This is a genomic window from Gordonia amarae NBRC 15530 (genome assembly GCF_000241345.1).
Classification (GTDB): Bacteria; Actinomycetota; Actinomycetes; order Mycobacteriales; family Mycobacteriaceae; genus Gordonia; species Gordonia amarae.
In genome coordinates this window covers 54,123-71,236 of record NZ_BAED01000003.1, presented here as the reverse complement: position 1 = coordinate 71,236, position 17,114 = coordinate 54,123, and the positions used below count along the sequence as shown (strand labels likewise).

Genomic DNA, 17,114 nt, shown 5'->3' with positions numbered 1-17,114 from the left:
GACCCGACACGTCACCGGGGATGTCACAGCACAGTGAAACAGGGGGGTTTGGGCAGATGACAGGAGGCCAGGTACTCGTGGCGATGACGGCGGCGGTCAAGGATGAGCTGAGTCGTCTACCGGTGACGCAGGTGAGCTCCCGGAAGGCAGAGGTATCGGCCCTCCTCCGATTCGCCGGAGGCCTGCATATCGTCGCGGGCCGCGTCGTGGTCGAGGCCGAACTCGACGTGGGCAACGTCGCCCGCCGTCTGCGTGGGGAGATCCACGACCTGTACGGCTACAACTCCGAGGTACATGTGCTGCGCAGCGGCGGTATCCGCAAGAGTGCCCGGTTCATCGTGCGCGTCACCAAGGACGGTGAGGGCCTGGCCCGGCAGACGGGCCTGCTCGACATGCGGGGGCGCCCCGTGCGCGGCCTGCCGGCCCAGGTCGTCGGTGGCACCGTCGCCGACGCCGAGGCGGCCTGGCGCGGCGCCTTCCTGGCCCATGGATCTCTCACCGAACCCGGCCGGTCGTCGGCGCTCGAGGTCAGCTGCCCAGGGCCCGAGGCCGCGCTCGCGCTCGTCGGCGCCGCGCGCAGGCTCGGTGTCACCGCGAAGGCCCGCGAGGTCCGTGGCGCCGACCGGGTGGTGATCCGTGACGGCGAGGCCATCGGCGCGCTGCTCACCCGGATGGGTGCCCACGACACCCGGCTGGTGTGGGAGGAACGGCGGATGCGCCGCGAGGTGCGCGCCACCGCCAACCGCCTCGCCAACTTCGACGACGCCAACCTCCGCCGATCGGCACGCGCCGCGGTGGCCGCCGCCGCCCGCGTCGAACGGGCGATGGAGATCCTCGGCGACGAGATCCCCGACCACCTTCTGGCGGCGGGACAGTTGCGGGTGACGCACCGCCAGGCGTCGCTGGAGGAACTCGGCCAGCTCGCCGACCCGCCGATGACCAAGGATGCGGTCGCGGGCCGGATTCGGCGCCTGCTGTCGATGGCCGACAAAAAGGCACGCGCAGAAGGTATTCCGGACACCGAGGCGGCGGTCACCTCCGACCTGCTCGACGAGGCGTGAATTTTCGGTGCCACCCGCTGCTCCGATGACCGGCAGCTACTAGGCTGAGATGCGGCGATGGTCTCCCGGTGGTGCCTGTAAGGATGGCGCCGCGGGGGGCCGTACCCCTGGGCCATACGGCCCGTCGATGAATACCGCTAAGGAGCACAACAGTGACTGTTCGGGTAGGCGTTAACGGATTCGGCCGGATCGGCCGTAACTTCTTCCGCGCTGTCGAGGCACAAAAGGCGCTGGGGACCACTGACATCGAGATCATCGCGGTCAACGACCTGACCGACAATGCGAGCCTCGCGCACCTGCTGAAGTTCGACTCCATCCTCGGCCGCCTGCCGCAGGATGTCACCCTCGAAGGCGAAGACACCATCGTCGTCGGCGACGTGAAGATCAAGGCCCTCGAGGTCAAGGAGGGCCCGGCGGCGCTGCCGTGGGGCGACCTGGGCGTCGACGTCGTCGTCGAGTCCACCGGCATCTTCACCGCCCGCGCCAAGGCGCAGGGCCACCTCGACGCCGGTGCCAAGAAGGTCATCATCTCCGCGCCGGCCTCCGACGAGGACATCACCATCGTGATGGGCGTCAACGACGACAAGTACGACGGCAGCCAGAACATCATCTCCAACGCCTCGTGCACCACCAACTGCCTCGGCCCGTTCGCCAAGGTGCTCAACGACGAGTTCGGCATCGTCAAGGGCCTGATGACCACCGTCCACGCCTACACGCAGGACCAGAACCTGCAGGACGGCCCGCACAAGGATCTGCGTCGCGCCCGCGCTGCCGCGATCAACATCGTGCCCACCTCCACCGGTGCCGCCAAGGCCATCGGCCTGGTCCTGCCCGAGCTCAAGGGCAAGCTCGACGGCTATGCGCTGCGTGTGCCGATCCCCACCGGCTCGGTCACCGACCTCACCGTCGAGGTCGGCCGGGATACCACCGCCGACGAGGTCAACGCCGCGATGAAGGCCGCCGCCGAGGGGCCGCTCAAGGGCATCCTCAAGTACTACGACGCGCCCATCGTCTCCAGCGACATCGTCACCGACCCGCACAGCTCGCTGTTCGACGCCGGGCTCACCAAGGTCCTCGGCAACCAGGTCAAAGCCGTCTCCTGGTACGACAACGAGTGGGGCTACTCCAACCGCCTCGTCGACCTCATCGGTCTGGTCGGAAAGTCGCTCTGATGTCCGTAGCTACTCTGAAAGACCTTCTCGAAGAAGGTGTTTCGGGTCGTGGTGTGCTGGTCCGGTCGGATTTCAACGTCCCGCTCGACGGGTCGACGATCACCGATCCGGGCCGCATCCTGGCGTCGCTGCCCACCCTCAACGCGCTGATCGACGCCGGTGCCAAGGTGATCATCACCGCGCACCTCGGCCGGCCCAAGGGTGAGCCCGACCTGAAGTTCTCGCTCGCCCCGGTGGCCGCACGGCTGTCCGAGGAACTGGGCCGCAATGTGCAGCTCGCCGGTGACGTCGTCGGTTCGGACGCACTGGCCCGCGCCGAGGGTCTCACCGACGGCGACGTGCTGCTGCTGGAGAACATCCGGTTCGACCCGCGCGAGACCTCCAAGGACGAGGCCGAGCGCGAATCGCTCGCCAAGGCCCTGGTGGAACTCGTCGGCGACGACGGCGCGTTCGTCTCCGACGGCTTCGGTGTGGTGCATCGCAAGCAGGCCTCGGTGTACGACGTCGCCAAGCTGCTGCCGCACTACGCGGGCAACCTGGTGGCCGCCGAGGTCGAGGTGCTGGCCAAGCTGACCCACGACGTGGAGCGCCCGTACGCGGTGGTGCTCGGCGGCTCGAAGGTGTCCGACAAACTCGGCGTCATCGAATCGCTGGCCCCCAAGGTCGACACCCTGGTCATCGGTGGCGGAATGGCGTTCACCTTCCTTGCCGCACAAGGCCTCTCGGTGGGCACCTCGCTGTTGCAGGAAGATCAGATCGACGTCTGCAAGGCCCTGCTCGAGCGGTTCGGCGACGTGATCAAGCTGCCCGTCGACGTGGTGGTGGCCGACAAGTTCGCCGCCGACGCCGAAGCGCAGACCGTTGCCGCGGGCGAGATCCCGGACGGCTGGATGGGCCTGGACATCGGGCCCGAGTCGGTCAAGCGGTTCGCCGCGGTGCTCTCGGGCGCCAAGACGATCTTCTGGAACGGCCCGTCGGGTGTGTTCGAGTTCGAGAAGTTCGCCGCGGGCACCCGCGGCGTCGCCGAGGCGATCGCCGCGACCACCGAGGGCGGCGCGTTCACCGTCGTCGGTGGCGGTGACTCCGCCGCCGCCGTGCGTACGCTGGGCCTGCCCGATTCCGGGTTCTCGCATATCTCCACCGGTGGCGGTGCGTCGCTGGAATATTTGGAGGGCAAGGAACTGCCGGGTCTGAAGGTTTTGGAGAGCTGATACGTGAGTACACGCAAGCCGCTCATCGCGGGCAACTGGAAGATGAACCTCAACCACCTTGAGGCCATCGCGCTGGTGCAGAAGCTGGCGTTCGCGCTGCCGGCGAAGTACTTCGACAAGGTCGACGTGACGGTGATCCCGCCGTTCACCGACATCCGCAGCGTGCAGACCGTCGTCGACGGCGACAAACTGCTGCTCACCTATGGTGCGCAGGACCTGTCGCAGCACGACTCGGGCGCCTACACCGGTGAGATCAGCGGTGCGTTCCTGGCCAAGCTGGGGTGCACCTATGTGGTGGTCGGCCACTCCGAACGCCGCACCCTGCACGCCGAGACCGACGAGGTGGTGCTCGCCAAGGCCAAGGCGGCATTGCGGCACGGCATCACGCCGATCGTCTGTATCGGTGAGGGTCTGGACATCCGTGAGGCGGGCAACCACGTCGAGTACAACGTCGCCCAGCTCAAGGGTTCGCTGGCGGGTCTGACCGCCGAGGAGATCGGCAAGACCGTCATCGCCTACGAGCCGGTGTGGGCCATCGGCACCGGCCGGGTGGCCAGCGCCGACGACGCCCAGGAGGTGTGCGCCGCCGTGCGTGGTGCACTCGCCGAGATCGCCGACGCGGACACCGCCGCAGCGGTCCGCGTTCTCTACGGCGGTTCGGTCAACGCCAAGAACGTCGGTGACATCGTCGGCCAGACCGATGTCGACGGCGCGCTCGTCGGCGGTGCCTCGCTCAAGCCGGACGAGTTCGCGACGCTGTCGGCCATCGCGGCCGGGGGCCCGCTGCCGTAACACCGCGTTAGCGTAGACTGTGGCGGATCGGTTCTCACCAGGACCGATCCGCCACATGTTTATGCACCCGAGACCGACAGGACACCACCACCCGTGAAGCTCGCACTCGACATCGGACTGATCATCACCAGCATCCTGATGATCGTGCTGGTGCTGTTGCACCGTGGCAAGGGTGGCGGTCTGTCGTCGCTGTTCGGCGGTGGAGTGCAGTCCAGCCTGTCCGGGTCCAGCGTCGTCGAGCGCAACCTCGACCGGCTCACCATCTTCGTCGGCCTGATCTGGGTCATCTTCATCATCGGCATCGGCGTCGACATCAAACTTTCCTGACCCGTTTACCGGGTTGAAGTCCGTGGAGCGCTGTGACCGAGGCCCCCGCGCCGGTTGAGGTGTGAGGAGCGTTAGCGACGAGCCTCGAAACCAGCGTGGGGGACACCATCGGCGGTCGTCGGTTCCGCCGGTCGCACTGCCGTGAATCGGATTTGGCGCAATACTGGTCGCCATGAGCGATTCGAGTCCCTCGCGGGGTGCAGCGTCCTGGCGGCCATCGATTTCCATCGTCGACCACATCCACATCGACGACGCGGGGCGGGCGCTCACCGAACCGCTGCGTAACGACATCAGGCTTCTCGGCACCATCCTCGGCGACACGGTTCGCACCCACTCCGGTGACGACATCTTCGAACTCGTCGAGGGCTCCCGCAAGGACGCCTTCCGCATCCGGCGCGGTGAACTCGACCGCGACAAGCTCGCCGACCGCTACACCGACATCGACATCGCCGTGGCCATGCCGATCATCCGCGCGTTCAGTCATTTCGCCCTGCTGGCCAACCTGGCTGAGGACATCCACCGCGAACGCCGCCGCCGCATCCACGTCCGCGCCGGCGACCCGCCGCAGGTGAGCAGCCTGGCGAACACCTACGCGGCACTGGCCAAGGCCGGCCTCGACGATGCGGCCGTCGGGAAGGCACTTGCGGACGCCACCGTGGTCCCGGTGATCACCGCGCACCCGACGGAGACCCGGCGCCGGTCGGTGTTCGAGGCCCAGCACCGTATCACCGACCTGCTGCGGCAGCATCTGCGGCAGGATCCGACCCCCGAGGAGGATGCGGCGATCATCGAGGGCATCCGCCGTCAGATCCTCATCCTGTGGCAGACCGCGCTGATCCGGCTCGAACGCCCCCGCATCGAGGATGAGATCCGCACCGGTCTGCGCTACTACGATGCCGCGTTTTTTGAGGTGGTGCCCAAGATCAACACCCAGGTGCGGCAGGCATTGCGGGCCGCGTATCCCGCTGCCGGGATCACCGACGACCCGATGATCCGGATGGGGTCGTGGATCGGCGGCGACCGCGATGGCAACCCGTACGTCACCGACGAGGTGGTGAGCTTCTCCACCACGATGGCCGCCCGCACCGCCATCGGCCACTATCTCGAACAGCTTGAGGTGCTCGGCCAGGAGGTGAGCCTGTCGACACGCCTCACCGTGCCCTACGACGAGCTGTACGCACTCACCGGGTCCTCGCCGGAGGATCCTTCGGCGGACGAACCGTACCGGGTCGCGTTGCGGCACATCCGTTCCCGGCTCGCCGCCAAGGCCACCGCGATGTTCGGTGAGGACGTGATGCGCACCTCGGACCTATATCTGGTGGACGGTTCGGCCCCGTATGACACGGCGGACGAATTGCTCGTCGACCTCGATATCATCGACGCCGCGCTGCGTGCCAACCATGACGAGATCATCGCCGACGACCGGCTGCGCACCCTCCGCGAGGGCGTCCGCACGTTCGGGTTCAACCTGTACGGCCTCGACATGAGGCAGAACTCGGATATGCACGAGGAGGTGGTGGCCGAGCTGATCGCTTGGGCCGGTGTGCATCCCGATTACGCCTCGCTCGATGAGGACGAGCGGGTGGCGTTGCTGTCGGCGGAGCTGACCTCCCGCCGGCCGCTGATCGGTCCCGACGCCGAGCTCAGTGAGCTGGCGACCAAGGAACTCGCCATCGTCCGCGCCGCGGCGAAAGCCGTTGCGCTGTACGGCCCGGAGGCCGTGCCCAACTACATCATCAGCATGTGTACCTCTGTCTCGGACATGTTGGAGGCGATGATCCTGCTCAAAGAAGCGGGACTGTTCGACCCCAACGACGGTTCACCGCGCTCGACGGTGCGAGTGGTGCCGCTGTTCGAGACCATCGAGGATCTGCAGCAGGGTGCGGCGACAATCCTTGCCGCGCTGGAGGTTCCGTTCTACCGGAAGCTGGTCCAGTCTCAGCAGGGCATCCAGGAGATCATGCTCGGCTACTCCGACTCCAACAAAGACGGCGGCTACATGGCAGCCAACTGGGCGCTCTACCGCGGCGAGCTCGACCTGGTGGAGGCGGCGAAGAAGGCCGGAATCCGGCTGCGGCTCTTCCACGGCCGTGGCGGCACCGTCGGTCGCGGCGGCGGACCCAGCTACGACGCGATCCTCGCGCAGCCGCCGGGTGCGGTGCAGGGTTCGTTGCGGATCACCGAACAGGGTGAGGTGATCGCCGCCAAGTACTCCGAACCGGTCAAGGCCGCCCGCAATCTGGAGACGCTGCTGGCCGCGACCATCGAGTCGTCGCTGCTGGATGTCGAGGGCCTCGGCGATGATTCTGAGTCGGCGTACCGCGACATGGACGAGATCGCCGCGCTGGCCCGGTCTGCGTACTCGAAACTGGTGCACGAGACCCCGGGCTTTGTCGAGTACTTCACCACCTCGACTCCACTGTCGGAGATCGGTGCGCTGAACATCGGCTCCCGACCGTCCGCGCGGAAGCAGACGACGGCCATCTCGGACCTGCGGGCCATCCCGTGGGTGCTGAGCTGGTCGCAGTCGCGGGTGATGTTGCCCGGCTGGTACGGCACCGGGTCGGCGTTCGAGCAGTGGATCGACGGTGACGAGACCAAACTCGCCACCCTGCGCCGATACTACGAGGAGTGGCCGTTCTTCACCTCGGTGATGTCGAACATGGCGCAGGTGATGGCCAAGTCCGACATGGGCCTGGCCCACCGGTACGCCCAGTTGGTTCCGGATGAGGAGTTGCGCGACAAGGTGTTCGGCATGATCGTCGACGAGCATGAACGCACCATCGACATGTATTTCAAGATCACCGGCACTGACGACCTGCTCGCCGACAACTCCGCGCTGAAACGCTCGGTCTACAACCGCTTCCCGTACCTGGAGCCGCTCAACCTGCTGCAGATCGAACTCCTGCGCCAGTTCCGTGCCGGCGAGGACTCACCCCGCATTCGCCGCGGTATCCAACTCACCATGAACGGCCTGGCCACCGCCCTCCGCAACAGCGGCTAGTTCCGAAAACCGGTTGCCGGAGTCCGTACAGTCGAGTGGTGATAGCCACCATTGAAGTGACCGGAGACGACTCGCGGCCGGCAACCGATCTCGGGTTCCTGCTGCATAAGCACCCCGATCGGGTGCAGACGTTTCCGACGACGCAGGGCACGGCGACCGTGTTCTCTTCGGAGGCGACGGCGCAGCGGTGCCGGGTGGTGCTGCATGTCGATGGTGACGGTGTGCGGCCAGACAAGTCCAGTGGTGTCAGTCCGTATGTGAATGCGCTTGCCGCCGAGGCGTCGTCGCGGTTCGTGGTGGCGTTGGGAAAGGTTTTCGGCGACACCATCGCCGGGCGGGCCGCCGCCCGGCCCGATCTGGTCGGGCATGTCTGGGATGTGGTGGTCACCGTCGCGGCGGTGCCATTGCGCAGTGCGTCGACGCCGGCGGAACTGTTCGGCCCGCTCGGGTGGGATGTCGGCGTGCGGCGGGAGCAGCTGAGCCCTGTGCAGTGGGGTGAATCGATGCACGCGACCATCACGGTGCGTGGACGGTCCACGCTGCGAGATGCGTTGCGGCAGATCGCGGTACTGTTGCCGGTTTTGGCCGATGACAAGCACTATTTCGTCGCCGACGACGAGGTGGACAAGCTGGAGCGGCTCGGTGACGGCTGGCTCGGCGCGCATCCGTGTCGCGAGGCGATCGTGCGCGGATACCTGAAATGGATACGTCCGCTGACCGAGCAGGCCACGCTGCGCTTCGGTGATGCCGCGGCACCCGACGATGACGGTGCACGGCAGTACCGTGCGCCGCTGGCCCGGCAGCGCCGGACGGCGGTGAGGGAGTTGATCTTCCGGTCGGGTGCGCGGTCGGTGCTCGATGTCGGCTGCGGTGAGGGAAAGCTGTTGGCGGGCCTGGTGTCCGACGGTTTCGCCGGGCGGCTCGCCGGTATCGACGTGTCGGTGGCGGAACTGAACAAGGCGACCACCCGGTTGGCGCGGCTACGTGATGTGGACCTGTGGCAGTCATCGTTGATGTACACCGATTCGCGCTGTCGCGGCTTCGATGCGGTGGTGCTGATGGAGGTGATCGAGCACATCGACGCCGACCGTCTTGCGGTGGCCGAGTTTTCGGTATTCGAGACGATGGCTCCGCGCACCGTCGTCGTCACCACCCCGAACCGGGAACACAACGCGGTGTTCGGGCTCGCCGACGATAAACTGCGCCATCCCGATCACCGTTTCGAGTTCTCCCGAGCCGAGTTCGCCGACTGGGCTGCACGTGTCGCCGAGCGGTACCGGTACACGGTCGAACTCGGCGGCGTCGGTGAGGACGTGCCCGCGTGGGGGCCGCCGACACAAGTAGCTGTATTCACCCGAATTGACTGTGGAGACAAGCAATGACGACCATCGAGATACCGCAGCTGTGCCTGGTGGTGCTTGTCGGCGTCACCGGCTCGGGTAAATCGTCGTTCGCGCGCACGCACTTCCGGGACACCGAGGTACTGTCCTCGGATGCGTTCCGGGCGCTGGTGTCCGACGACCAGACCGACCAGGACGCCACCGTCGACGCGTTCGACGCTCTGCACGATATCGCCGGGCGGCGACTGCGTCGTGGCCTGCTGACCGTCGTCGACGCCACCTCACTGCGGCCCGAGGACCGGAAGGGGCTGCTGGATCTGGCGAAGGAGCACGACGTCTTCGCCGTGGCCGTCGTGCTCGATGTGCCGCTCGCCGAGCTCAAGCGCCGCGCTGAGGGCCGCGCGGGCATCGACGCAGCTGTTGTTGTGCGGCAGCACAAACTGCTCAAACAGCATGGCCGGAATCTGCGTAAGGCGGGGTTCCGGTTCGTGCATGTCCTCGACGGTGTCGAGACGATCGATGCTGCCCGGATCACCCGGACACGGTTGTTCAGCGACGTCGGCGATGTACACGGCCCGTTCGACCTCATCGGTGATATTCACGGTTGCCGCGCCGAACTCGACACCTTGCTGGGGCGTCTCGGCTGGGTGGGCAACACCCATCCGGACGGCCGGAAACTGATCTTCGTCGGCGATCTCGTCGACCGTGGCCCGGACACCCCGGGAGTGTTGCGTCGGGTGATGGGTCTGGTGGCAGCCGGTAACGCGTGGTGTGTGCGCGGCAACCACGAGGAGAAACTGCTCAAGACGCTGCAACGACGCCGTGGCTCCGGCCGTCCGGGTGAGGCTCCCGCCTTGACCCACGGACTCGCCGAGTCGGTGGCGCAATTGGAGGCCCAGTCGCCGGAGTTCGTCGACGAGGCCATCGCATTCCTCGATTCGCTGGTCTCGCACTACGTGTTCGATGACGGGAAACTGGTTGTGGCGCACGCCGGTCTGGCACAGCGCTACCACAACCGGTCGTCCGGGCAGGTCCGGAACCTGGCGATGTACGGCGAGACGACGGGGGAGAAGGACCGCTGGGGTTACCCGGTGCGCGGCGACTGGGCGCGGGACTACCGCGGCGCGGCGCGAGTCGTCTACGGGCACACCCCCGTCACCGACGTCGGGTGGGTCAACAACACCCTGTGCATCGACACCGGTTGCGTGTTCGGAGGCCGGCTGACGGCACTGCGGTATCCGGAACTGGAGACCGTCGACGTGCCGGCCGAGACGGTGCACTGGCCTGGCGGACGGCCGATGGGATACGGCGACACCGACATCGACGTGCTGATGCGTACCGAACTGCGTCTCGATGACGTCACCGGAAAGCGGGTTATACGCACCAGATTCGGTCCGGCGGTGACTGTGCGGGAGGAGTTTTCGGCGTCGGCGCTGGAGGTCATGTCGCGCTTCGCCATCGACCCCCGCTGGGTGCGCTACCTGCCGCCGACGATGAGTCCCGTCGGGTCGGCCCGCGATGACCTTTTGGAGGATCCGCGCGCCGCGTTCGAGTTCTACGCCGAACTCGGCGTCGGGGAGGTGATCTGCGAGCAGAAGCACATGGGGTCGCGGGCGGTCCTGGTTCTCACTCGTGGTGACGCCGCCCGGCGGGTGTTCGGGGTGAGCGACGGTACCCGGGGCGCCCTGTACACGCGCACCGGCCGCCCGTTCTTCGATGCCGCCACGACGGACAGCATCGTCTCACGGGCCCTTGACGCCGCACACGGCGTGCTCGACGGCCTGGGAAGTGACTGGCTGATCCTCGACGCCGAACTTCTCCCATGGAACATCAAGGGTGAGAGGCTGATCCGTGAGCAGTTCGCCGAGGTCGCGGCGGCGGGGGGGTCGGAGGCCGACGTGCTGGCCACGGAACTGGCGCGCGCGACCGCACGCGGTCTGGACCTCGGCGCGCTCTCCGATCGGTGCGAGCGCGATCGTCGGAATCGGGCGGCCTTCACCGCCGCGTATAGCCGGTACGTCGATGCCGACGCCGGTATCGACGATGTGCGGATCGCCCCGTTCGAGGTACTGGCGGCCGGAAGCACCGACGGCGGCACGACATTCGCGAACCGCCCGCACACCTGGCATCTCGATACCGCTGACGGCCTCGCCCTCGCCGGGCCCGGCATCTTCGCGTCCACACAGCGACTGCTGGTATCGACGGGCGAGGCGTCATCGTGTGCCGAAGGCATCCGCTGGTGGGAGGACCTCACCACCGCCGGCGGGGAAGGGATGGTGGTCAAACCCGCCGGCAACCTGACGCGCGACGACAAGCACCGTCTCATCCCGCCGGGTGTGAAGGTGCGCGGCCCCGAGTACCTGCGCATCATCTACAGCCAGTCCTACCGTGATGACCTCGCCCGCCTGCGCAAGCGGGACCTGAGACACAAACGGTCGATGGCGATGCGTGAGTACCAGCTCGGCCGCGAAGCCCTCGCCCGCCACATCGACGGCGCCCCGCTCTGGCAGATCCACGAGGCCGTCTTCGCCGTCCTCGCCCTCGAGTCCGAGCCTGTCGATTCACGCCTCTAGCAGCCGATTTGCGTTCTGCCGTCCCACCCCCGTAGTCTTCTTCAAGTCAACGCGGGGTGGAGCAGCTCGGTAGCTCGCTGGGCTCATAACCCAGAGGTCGCAGGTTCAAATCCTGTCCCCGCTACCACGCACCGGCCCTGACCGATCTTCGGTCAGGGCCGGTTTGCATTCCGTAGTATCGAATCAAATTATGATGACGCTCGTACTAGCTGTAGCTACCATACCATTTGGGATGGTATGATGAGTGCTGGCCAAAATGTTCAGGGGGGCAGGTGAGTATTCGATTAGGTGGCCTGTCGATGGATGTGGTGAAAGGATGCCGGTTGAGGCGTTGACCCGCTCCAGTGGGCGGGTTCTATCGGATAACGCTATTGCAGATATTTAGTTATTCGAAACCGTACGCATGGTGTCATGCGTAGCTGCTGGGATCGCGCGACATGGCATTGATTCGCACGCGTCGAGATAAACTTAGCTAGCATGAAATGCAAGGGGAGTAATGAAGATTCGTCCTACGTATTTACTGGTTGGTATTGGAGTTGCCGTACTGTTAGTGGGAGGCACGGGGATTACTGTTAGTGGTATAGGTTCTGAATCGGAGGCAAAGCCTGCCATGTTAGATCTAGAATCAGCGGCTTTGGCTCTTCCGCAACCGCTGGACTCATCTACCCCACAATCAAATGAATCGAAGTCAACCTCATTGTCAGGTCCGATTCTCATGACTGCATCCGGCTCTAAGCGGTGTGGCACCTATACCTATTCGTCAACAGGAACTGTTGGAACTGTCGTCGCACGGGGTGATGTGTCGTGTAAGACTGCGCGATCAGTATTACATGGATATTTTTCGCTGCCCGATAGTGCCCTTGGTGGTAACGCGCAGCATGGCGATGTGGGAGTTTGGCATTGTTCGTCACCTACTGCTGGTACGAGTCAGATGACCGGGGTGGGAACTCAGTGCACCAGGCCTAACGGTGATCAGATAGTTATTCGCGTCCACTAGCCTCAAAATTTCGTGAGGTTGCTGTTGTCTGTTGAGTGGGCCCAGGTGGTGGTCTGAGGACCGAATTCTGGGCCGGGGCCGTGACGGTGTGCCCGAGCGTCGGTGGGCGTCGGGGTTCACGGCCCCGAAAAGTGCTGTCCTTCCTGGTGGTTGGTTATGGTCGGCGGCAGTGTCAGCCGGGGTTGGGAAGTTCTGTCAGGGTATGCATCCCGTTCAGGAGTAGTTGTAAGTGTGGTGCGGCGGCGAGTTTGAGGCGTCGTCTTCGGGCATGTCGGGTCAGTCGTGCTGCGATCGAAAACAGTCGTAGCCGTAGCGCTTTGGGTTCCCAACGGCGGGCCGGGCTTCCGGTGAGGGCGAGCATCTGGGTCCAGGCCAACAGCTCGCAGGCCAGTTCGACGATGGTGCACCAGATGCGGTTCTGGTCGAACCCGTGCAGTGGCAGGTTACGCAGACCGCAGTCTTTGGCAGAGCGGATGCGGTCCTCGCAACGGGCCCTACGTCGATGACGCAACTCCAGGGCGGCCAGTTGCCCACCACGGGTATTGGTCGCGAACGCTGTCAGCCGCAGCCCGTCGCGGTCGGTGAACCGCAACTGTGCGCCGGGGTGCGGGCGCTCCTTACGCACGATGACCCGCATACCGGCAGGCCAGGACGATAGATCGAGCATCCCGGTCAGCTCAGCGACCCACGCCCCCTCGCGTTCGGTCCCGTCAGGGTCGTAGGCGCGAGTCCACGCCTGCGGGAGCAGCCGGTCGATCGCCTGGGCGGCGATAGTTGAGAGTCCGAAACCGACCGAGTACCCCAGTCCGTGGTCGGTGAGGTAGTTCAGGAACTCGTGGGTGCCACCGGCCGAGTCGGTACGGATCAGCACCGTCCGGGCTGGTGTACGTATCTGGGTCAGGACCTGTTCGGTGACCGCGATGTGGTCGGCGGCGGTGTTGGCTCCGGCGTTGCCGGGGCGCAGCATGATCGCACCGGCTCACCGGTCCCGCCGGGCCTGTGATCTACGAACGCGCACAGTGGGTGAAATCCGAACCCCCGCTTATAGGTTGGCGCAGCTGACTGTTTCTCCGAATGTGCGGTCAGCAGACTCGCATCCAGATCCACGACCACCAGCCCACCCTCATCGCAATGCGCATCGGGGGCCCCGGACCCGGCCGCCTGCCATGCGTTCGCGCGGGAGTGGGCGCGGGCGGTGTTGATCGCCGCCACAGCGGGCCCCGCATCAGCGGCCAGGCTGGAGATCAATCGTGAGACCGTCGGATCGGAGGCCACCGGCCCGAACACATCCCGATCACCACGTAACTGCGCGATGTCGGCCAGGCAGTCCCCGCCGATCGCGACCGACACTGCCAGATCGAACACGATCTTGCCTGGGTCATGGATGGCAAGGGGTTTACGCCACGGCGACAACGCCCGCGATAGCTCATCGAGCAGGCCGGTCTTCTCCCCGGCCCGCAGCAACAACGCTGTCCCCGCATGCGACACGATCCCGGTTCCGCCGCCCTCTACAGACAGCGACGGGTACTTCGACGTAGACTTACTCACCAGATTGGTGCTCCTCGAACCGGGCGTATTCGGACTGTGGTAAGTCGAATTATCCCAGGTCAGGGCACCAATCTTCGTATGACACGCAATCAGCGTGAAAGGCTGAAACTAGTTTGTAATCTTCCTCCCGGGACCAGGGCTGCACTCAAGGTACGATCAGATTTGCACCATCGGTCGGTTGAGGCCGAGGTGCGTGAGATCCTGTCCCGTGAATTGGAACGTGAGCCGGTGGCGCTTGTAGATCTGCTTACCGGTGACGTAGGTTCCGATGTCGACTTCTAGCCTGAGCGACTCGGCCTGAAAGTTTGCCCCGCCGACGTGTGACGGGTCGGAAGCAGTATGTCCCTCAACACCAATGTCGTATCGACACTCCGGGCGCGTGGACGTAGCCGCGCCGTCGAGACTTGGGTGGCTTTCGTGACGGCAACGACGATCGCTAGATTGAGCGAGGTGTCGTGGCAAAGGAACGAACCGATCTGCACAGGGGGGTGGTTCTGCGTCGCAGGTTCGAGGACCGCATTCGATATGCTTTCGGAGGCCGTGGTCTTGCGTTTGATCTGTCGGCAGCCTGTGTCCTCGCCACCTATTGAGTGCCCGAACACGTCCCGCTCGATGACGCACTCATCGGTACTGTGGCCCAAGCGACGGGGCGGACGGTCGTGACGCGAAGCGAACGGCACTTCGAGCCACTCGGAGTGCCGTTCATCAATCCGTGGTCTGCGGGTTCGTAGTTCGGCATCGCGACGGTAGTGTGCGGCGGCGGTTCTGTGGGGGACCACGGGACTGGCCGCGGCGTACGCGCCGACGGTCAATCCGCTGGTGATCGGGGCGGTCGTGATGGGCGGGTGCGGGCTACTTCAGGCGGTCGTCGATGCCGAGGTATTGCGGTCGCATCGGGATACGTTGCGGCGCAGCGTCGGTGTCGTCGCGTTCGGTGCGGTGTGTGTCGCGATCTATCCGCTGGCGTTCTATACGTCGATGCGGGTGGGTGGGGTTGCGCTGGGGACGGTGTGGTGTTGTTGGCGTCGGTGCCGGCGGGTGTCGCGTTGGGGTTGGTCGCCGGAGCGACCTATGCCGGATACTCGTGGGCGTTGCGGCGCGTCATCAACCGGCGCATACCGCGCGGGGCCGCTGCCGGCGCGGTTCTCGGTGCGGGTGGGATGTTGCTCGCACCGATCGCCGGCGTCGGACTTGTTCTCACGGAAAGCACTCCCGCAGACGCGTGGCTGGTGCTCGCGTATCTGTCGCTGGTGCCGATGTTCGTCGGCTATGTGCTGTTCAGTCGTGGGCTGGCAGGGATCGATGCCACCACAGCCACCACCGTCACCCTCGTCGAACCCGCTGTCGCAACTGTGTTGGCCGTGCTGATCCTGGGTGAGCATCTCGGCGCGATCGGTTGGTCCGGGATGGCGCTTCTCGGTGCCGCGTTGCTGATTCTCGTCGCGCCGAAACTCCGACAGTGAGCGGTCGTGGTTGTGCCGGGAGGTGATCCCGGCACAACCACGCACCCGCTACCAGCCCCAGTGCCGGCGCTGGGCGTCGACGGCCCACTCGCCGATCCTGTTCGCGTCGGCGAACTCGGGGAGCGGTGACCGATTGTCGTCGAGCAGAGCACGTACCTGCGACTCCAGGTCGGTGATCTGGGCCGACACCTCCTCGCGTGGCACCTCACCGCGCTTGACCGACAGCACCCGTTCGCGCTGGTCGTCGGGCATCGGCAGGGTGAGATGACCCGAGCCGGCCAACTCGTGACCCTGATACGCCAGCCGTAGCGCGTGCGAACCGTACTTCACATCCCAGCCGTATTGCGCGATCAACTCGGGCCGGTTCGGCACGTTGCGTTTGGACTGCCCGAGCATCCGCTCATGCTGCGAATGCATGTAGCCGAGGAAGCGCTCGGCGGCCGCCCTCGACAGGAACGACGAACGCAACGAACGCAGTTCCTCGCCGAGTGGCGTCACCAGAACAACCGACTCCGCAGGTGCGAACAGCGGCAGCAGTGCCGTCGGATTGCCCTTGATCGCCAGGCGCAGGTACTTGCGCAGCGAATACAACACCAGATCGGTGTCACCGTGTCCGCTGCGCACGCCCTCCGGCTGCGTCCGCCAGACATAGTCCTGACGGTGCTCGACGACGCCCAGCACATACTCGGGCGGCTCGACGTATACACCCATCTCGTCGTGGTCGTCGGTGCCGGGGATAGCGATGCCGTGCACACCGCTGCCCACCACCGAACGCAGGATCTCGTTCGGCAGGGCGACGGCGGGGTCGCCGTATTCGACATTCGGACGCAGTTCAGACAGGTCCATCGGATTGCTCCTTCCGGAGGTGGTCACAGGGAAATGGTGGTGCGCCGGGCAGGACTCGAACCTGCGATGCTCGAAAGCCACGGATTTACAGTCCGCTGGAATAGCCGCTATCCGACCGACGCGTGATGATAAAGCCCGGGGCTGATCTGCCATGACGGCACCAGGCCCCGATGGAAACCCGAACGGGTTCTAGGCGTGGATGATCCGCGAACCGGGATACGGGAAACAACGGAGCGCAACAGTGCAGGCGTTGATGGTCATGGTCCCCCTTCGGTCGCAGTGGCAGTAGATTCAGAGGCTAGACGACGACCCCGACGAACGCCACAGCTATTCTTCGAAGGGCGGTATCGGGGTCGTGCGTCGTCAATCGGTGGTCTTATCGGCGTACACCCGTGCGATCAGCTCACTCAGAGCCGCCGAATCGACGTCGGCGAGCTTGTTCAGGTAGATGCAGCCCTTGCCGATGGTGTATTTGCCGATCGCGTCGAGTTGCGGGGTGAGGCTTCCGGCGTCACTCGTGATGTACAGCGAGATCTTGGTCTTGCGGGGGCTGAACGCCAAGAGTGGCCATGCCGATTCGCCGGAATCATCGACACCGAAACCGATGATTGCACTACCCCACATCACCGCCGGTTCACCGGTGATCTCGTTCATTGTCGCGATCAGCGCACGCGATTCGGTCCGGCGTTGCTCACCGACAGTCGACAGAAAGTCATCGACCGAGGCCTCGGGATCTGCGACGGTCCTGCGGTTGCCCATGACGGGCAGCGTACGCGCAGT

At 65.3% G+C, this 17,114-nt stretch carries 12 protein-coding genes, 2 tRNA genes and 1 pseudogene; 11 read left to right on the top strand and 4 right to left on the bottom strand.

Features of this window, described 5'->3' with window-relative positions; all coding sequences use genetic code 11:
- Positions 1–77: 77 nt before the first annotated feature.
- From whiA to GOAMR_RS00520, 9 genes are all read left to right on the top strand, one after another.
- On the top strand, positions 78–1,061 hold the full coding sequence (gene whiA / locus GOAMR_RS00560; RefSeq protein ID WP_005181210.1) for a DNA-binding protein WhiA: 984 nt from the start codon (positions 78–80) through the stop codon (positions 1,059–1,061).
- 152 nt (positions 1,062–1,213) lie between these two features.
- Positions 1,214–2,233, top strand: a complete 1,020-nt coding sequence (gene gap / locus GOAMR_RS00555) for a type I glyceraldehyde-3-phosphate dehydrogenase (RefSeq protein WP_005181207.1) — start codon at positions 1,214–1,216, stop codon at positions 2,231–2,233.
- Positions 2,233–3,444, top strand: coding sequence for a phosphoglycerate kinase (locus GOAMR_RS00550; protein WP_040513944.1), 1,212 nt, complete (start codon positions 2,233–2,235; stop codon positions 3,442–3,444). The genes gap and GOAMR_RS00550 overlap by 1 nt, the downstream gene beginning before the upstream one ends.
- Positions 3,445–3,447: 3 nt before the next feature.
- Positions 3,448–4,236: a triose-phosphate isomerase gene (tpiA, locus tag GOAMR_RS00545; protein WP_005181202.1), complete on the top strand. Its 789-nt coding sequence runs from the start codon at positions 3,448–3,450 to the stop codon at positions 4,234–4,236.
- Positions 4,237–4,329: 93 nt separating this feature from the next.
- On the top strand, positions 4,330–4,563 hold the full coding sequence (gene secG / locus GOAMR_RS00540; protein WP_005181200.1) for a preprotein translocase subunit SecG: 234 nt from the start codon (positions 4,330–4,332) through the stop codon (positions 4,561–4,563).
- Between the two features lie 172 nt (positions 4,564–4,735).
- Positions 4,736–7,567: a phosphoenolpyruvate carboxylase gene (gene ppc, locus GOAMR_RS00535; RefSeq protein WP_005181196.1), complete on the top strand. Its 2,832-nt coding sequence runs from the start codon at positions 4,736–4,738 to the stop codon at positions 7,565–7,567.
- 38 nt (positions 7,568–7,605) lie between these two features.
- Positions 7,606–8,949 (top strand): 3' terminal RNA ribose 2'-O-methyltransferase Hen1, encoded by a 1,344-nt coding sequence (locus tag GOAMR_RS00530; RefSeq protein WP_040513981.1) that lies wholly within the window; start codon positions 7,606–7,608, stop codon positions 8,947–8,949.
- The gene (locus tag GOAMR_RS00525) at positions 8,946–11,480 is read left to right on the top strand and encodes a polynucleotide kinase-phosphatase (protein WP_005181191.1); all 2,535 of its coding nucleotides are present in this window, start codon (positions 8,946–8,948) and stop codon (positions 11,478–11,480) included. Before GOAMR_RS00530 ends, GOAMR_RS00525 begins: the two co-directional genes overlap by 4 nt.
- Positions 11,481–11,530: 50 nt before the next feature.
- Positions 11,531–11,607 (top strand) — tRNA-Met (locus GOAMR_RS00520).
- Between the two features lie 1,042 nt (positions 11,608–12,649).
- Here the strand turns inward: GOAMR_RS00520 and GOAMR_RS00515 are convergent.
- Positions 12,650–14,025 (bottom strand): annotated as a pseudogene (locus GOAMR_RS00515) (IS1380 family transposase).
- Between the two features lie 78 nt (positions 14,026–14,103).
- On the opposite strand from GOAMR_RS00515, the gene GOAMR_RS25410 reads away from it, so the two are divergent.
- Complete coding sequence (locus tag GOAMR_RS25410; protein ID WP_083836790.1) at positions 14,104–14,307, top strand: FitA-like ribbon-helix-helix domain-containing protein; 204 nt, start codon at positions 14,104–14,106, stop codon at positions 14,305–14,307.
- 731 nt (positions 14,308–15,038) lie between these two features.
- The gene (locus GOAMR_RS23390) at positions 15,039–15,488 is read left to right on the top strand and encodes an EamA family transporter (RefSeq protein WP_005181179.1); all 450 of its coding nucleotides are present in this window, start codon (positions 15,039–15,041) and stop codon (positions 15,486–15,488) included.
- A gap of 48 nt (positions 15,489–15,536) precedes the next feature.
- Here GOAMR_RS23390 and GOAMR_RS00505 read toward each other — a convergent pair whose 3' ends face one another.
- The 3 genes from GOAMR_RS00505 to GOAMR_RS00495 all read right to left on the bottom strand — a co-directional run bounded on the left by GOAMR_RS00505 (position 15,537) and on the right by GOAMR_RS00495 (position 17,093).
- Entirely contained in the window at positions 15,537–16,334 is a 798-nt protein-coding gene (locus tag GOAMR_RS00505; RefSeq protein ID WP_005181174.1) for a nucleotidyltransferase domain-containing protein, read from the bottom strand.
- Between the two features lie 37 nt (positions 16,335–16,371).
- Positions 16,372–16,456 (bottom strand) — tRNA-Tyr (locus GOAMR_RS00500).
- 241 nt (positions 16,457–16,697) lie between these two features.
- Positions 16,698–17,093 (bottom strand): DUF1801 domain-containing protein, encoded by a 396-nt coding sequence (locus GOAMR_RS00495; RefSeq protein ID WP_005181172.1) that lies wholly within the window; start codon positions 17,091–17,093, stop codon positions 16,698–16,700.
- Positions 17,094–17,114 lie beyond the last annotated feature (21 nt).

Coding starts and splice junctions, on each gene's coding strand:
- GOAMR_RS00550 (WP_040513944.1), top strand. CDS start 2,233: ATGTCCGTAGCTACTCTGAAAGACCTTCTCGAAGAAGGTGTTTCGGGT.
- ppc (WP_005181196.1), top strand. CDS start 4,736: ATGAGCGATTCGAGTCCCTCGCGGGGTGCAGCGTCCTGGCGGCCATCG.
- GOAMR_RS00525 (WP_005181191.1), top strand. CDS start 8,946: ATGACGACCATCGAGATACCGCAGCTGTGCCTGGTGGTGCTTGTCGGC.
- GOAMR_RS25410 (WP_083836790.1), top strand. CDS start 14,104: ATGACACGCAATCAGCGTGAAAGGCTGAAACTAGTTTGTAATCTTCCT.
- GOAMR_RS00505 (WP_005181174.1), bottom strand. CDS start 16,334: ATGGACCTGTCTGAACTGCGTCCGAATGTCGAATACGGCGACCCCGCC.
- GOAMR_RS00495 (WP_005181172.1), bottom strand. CDS start 17,093: ATGGGCAACCGCAGGACCGTCGCAGATCCCGAGGCCTCGGTCGATGAC.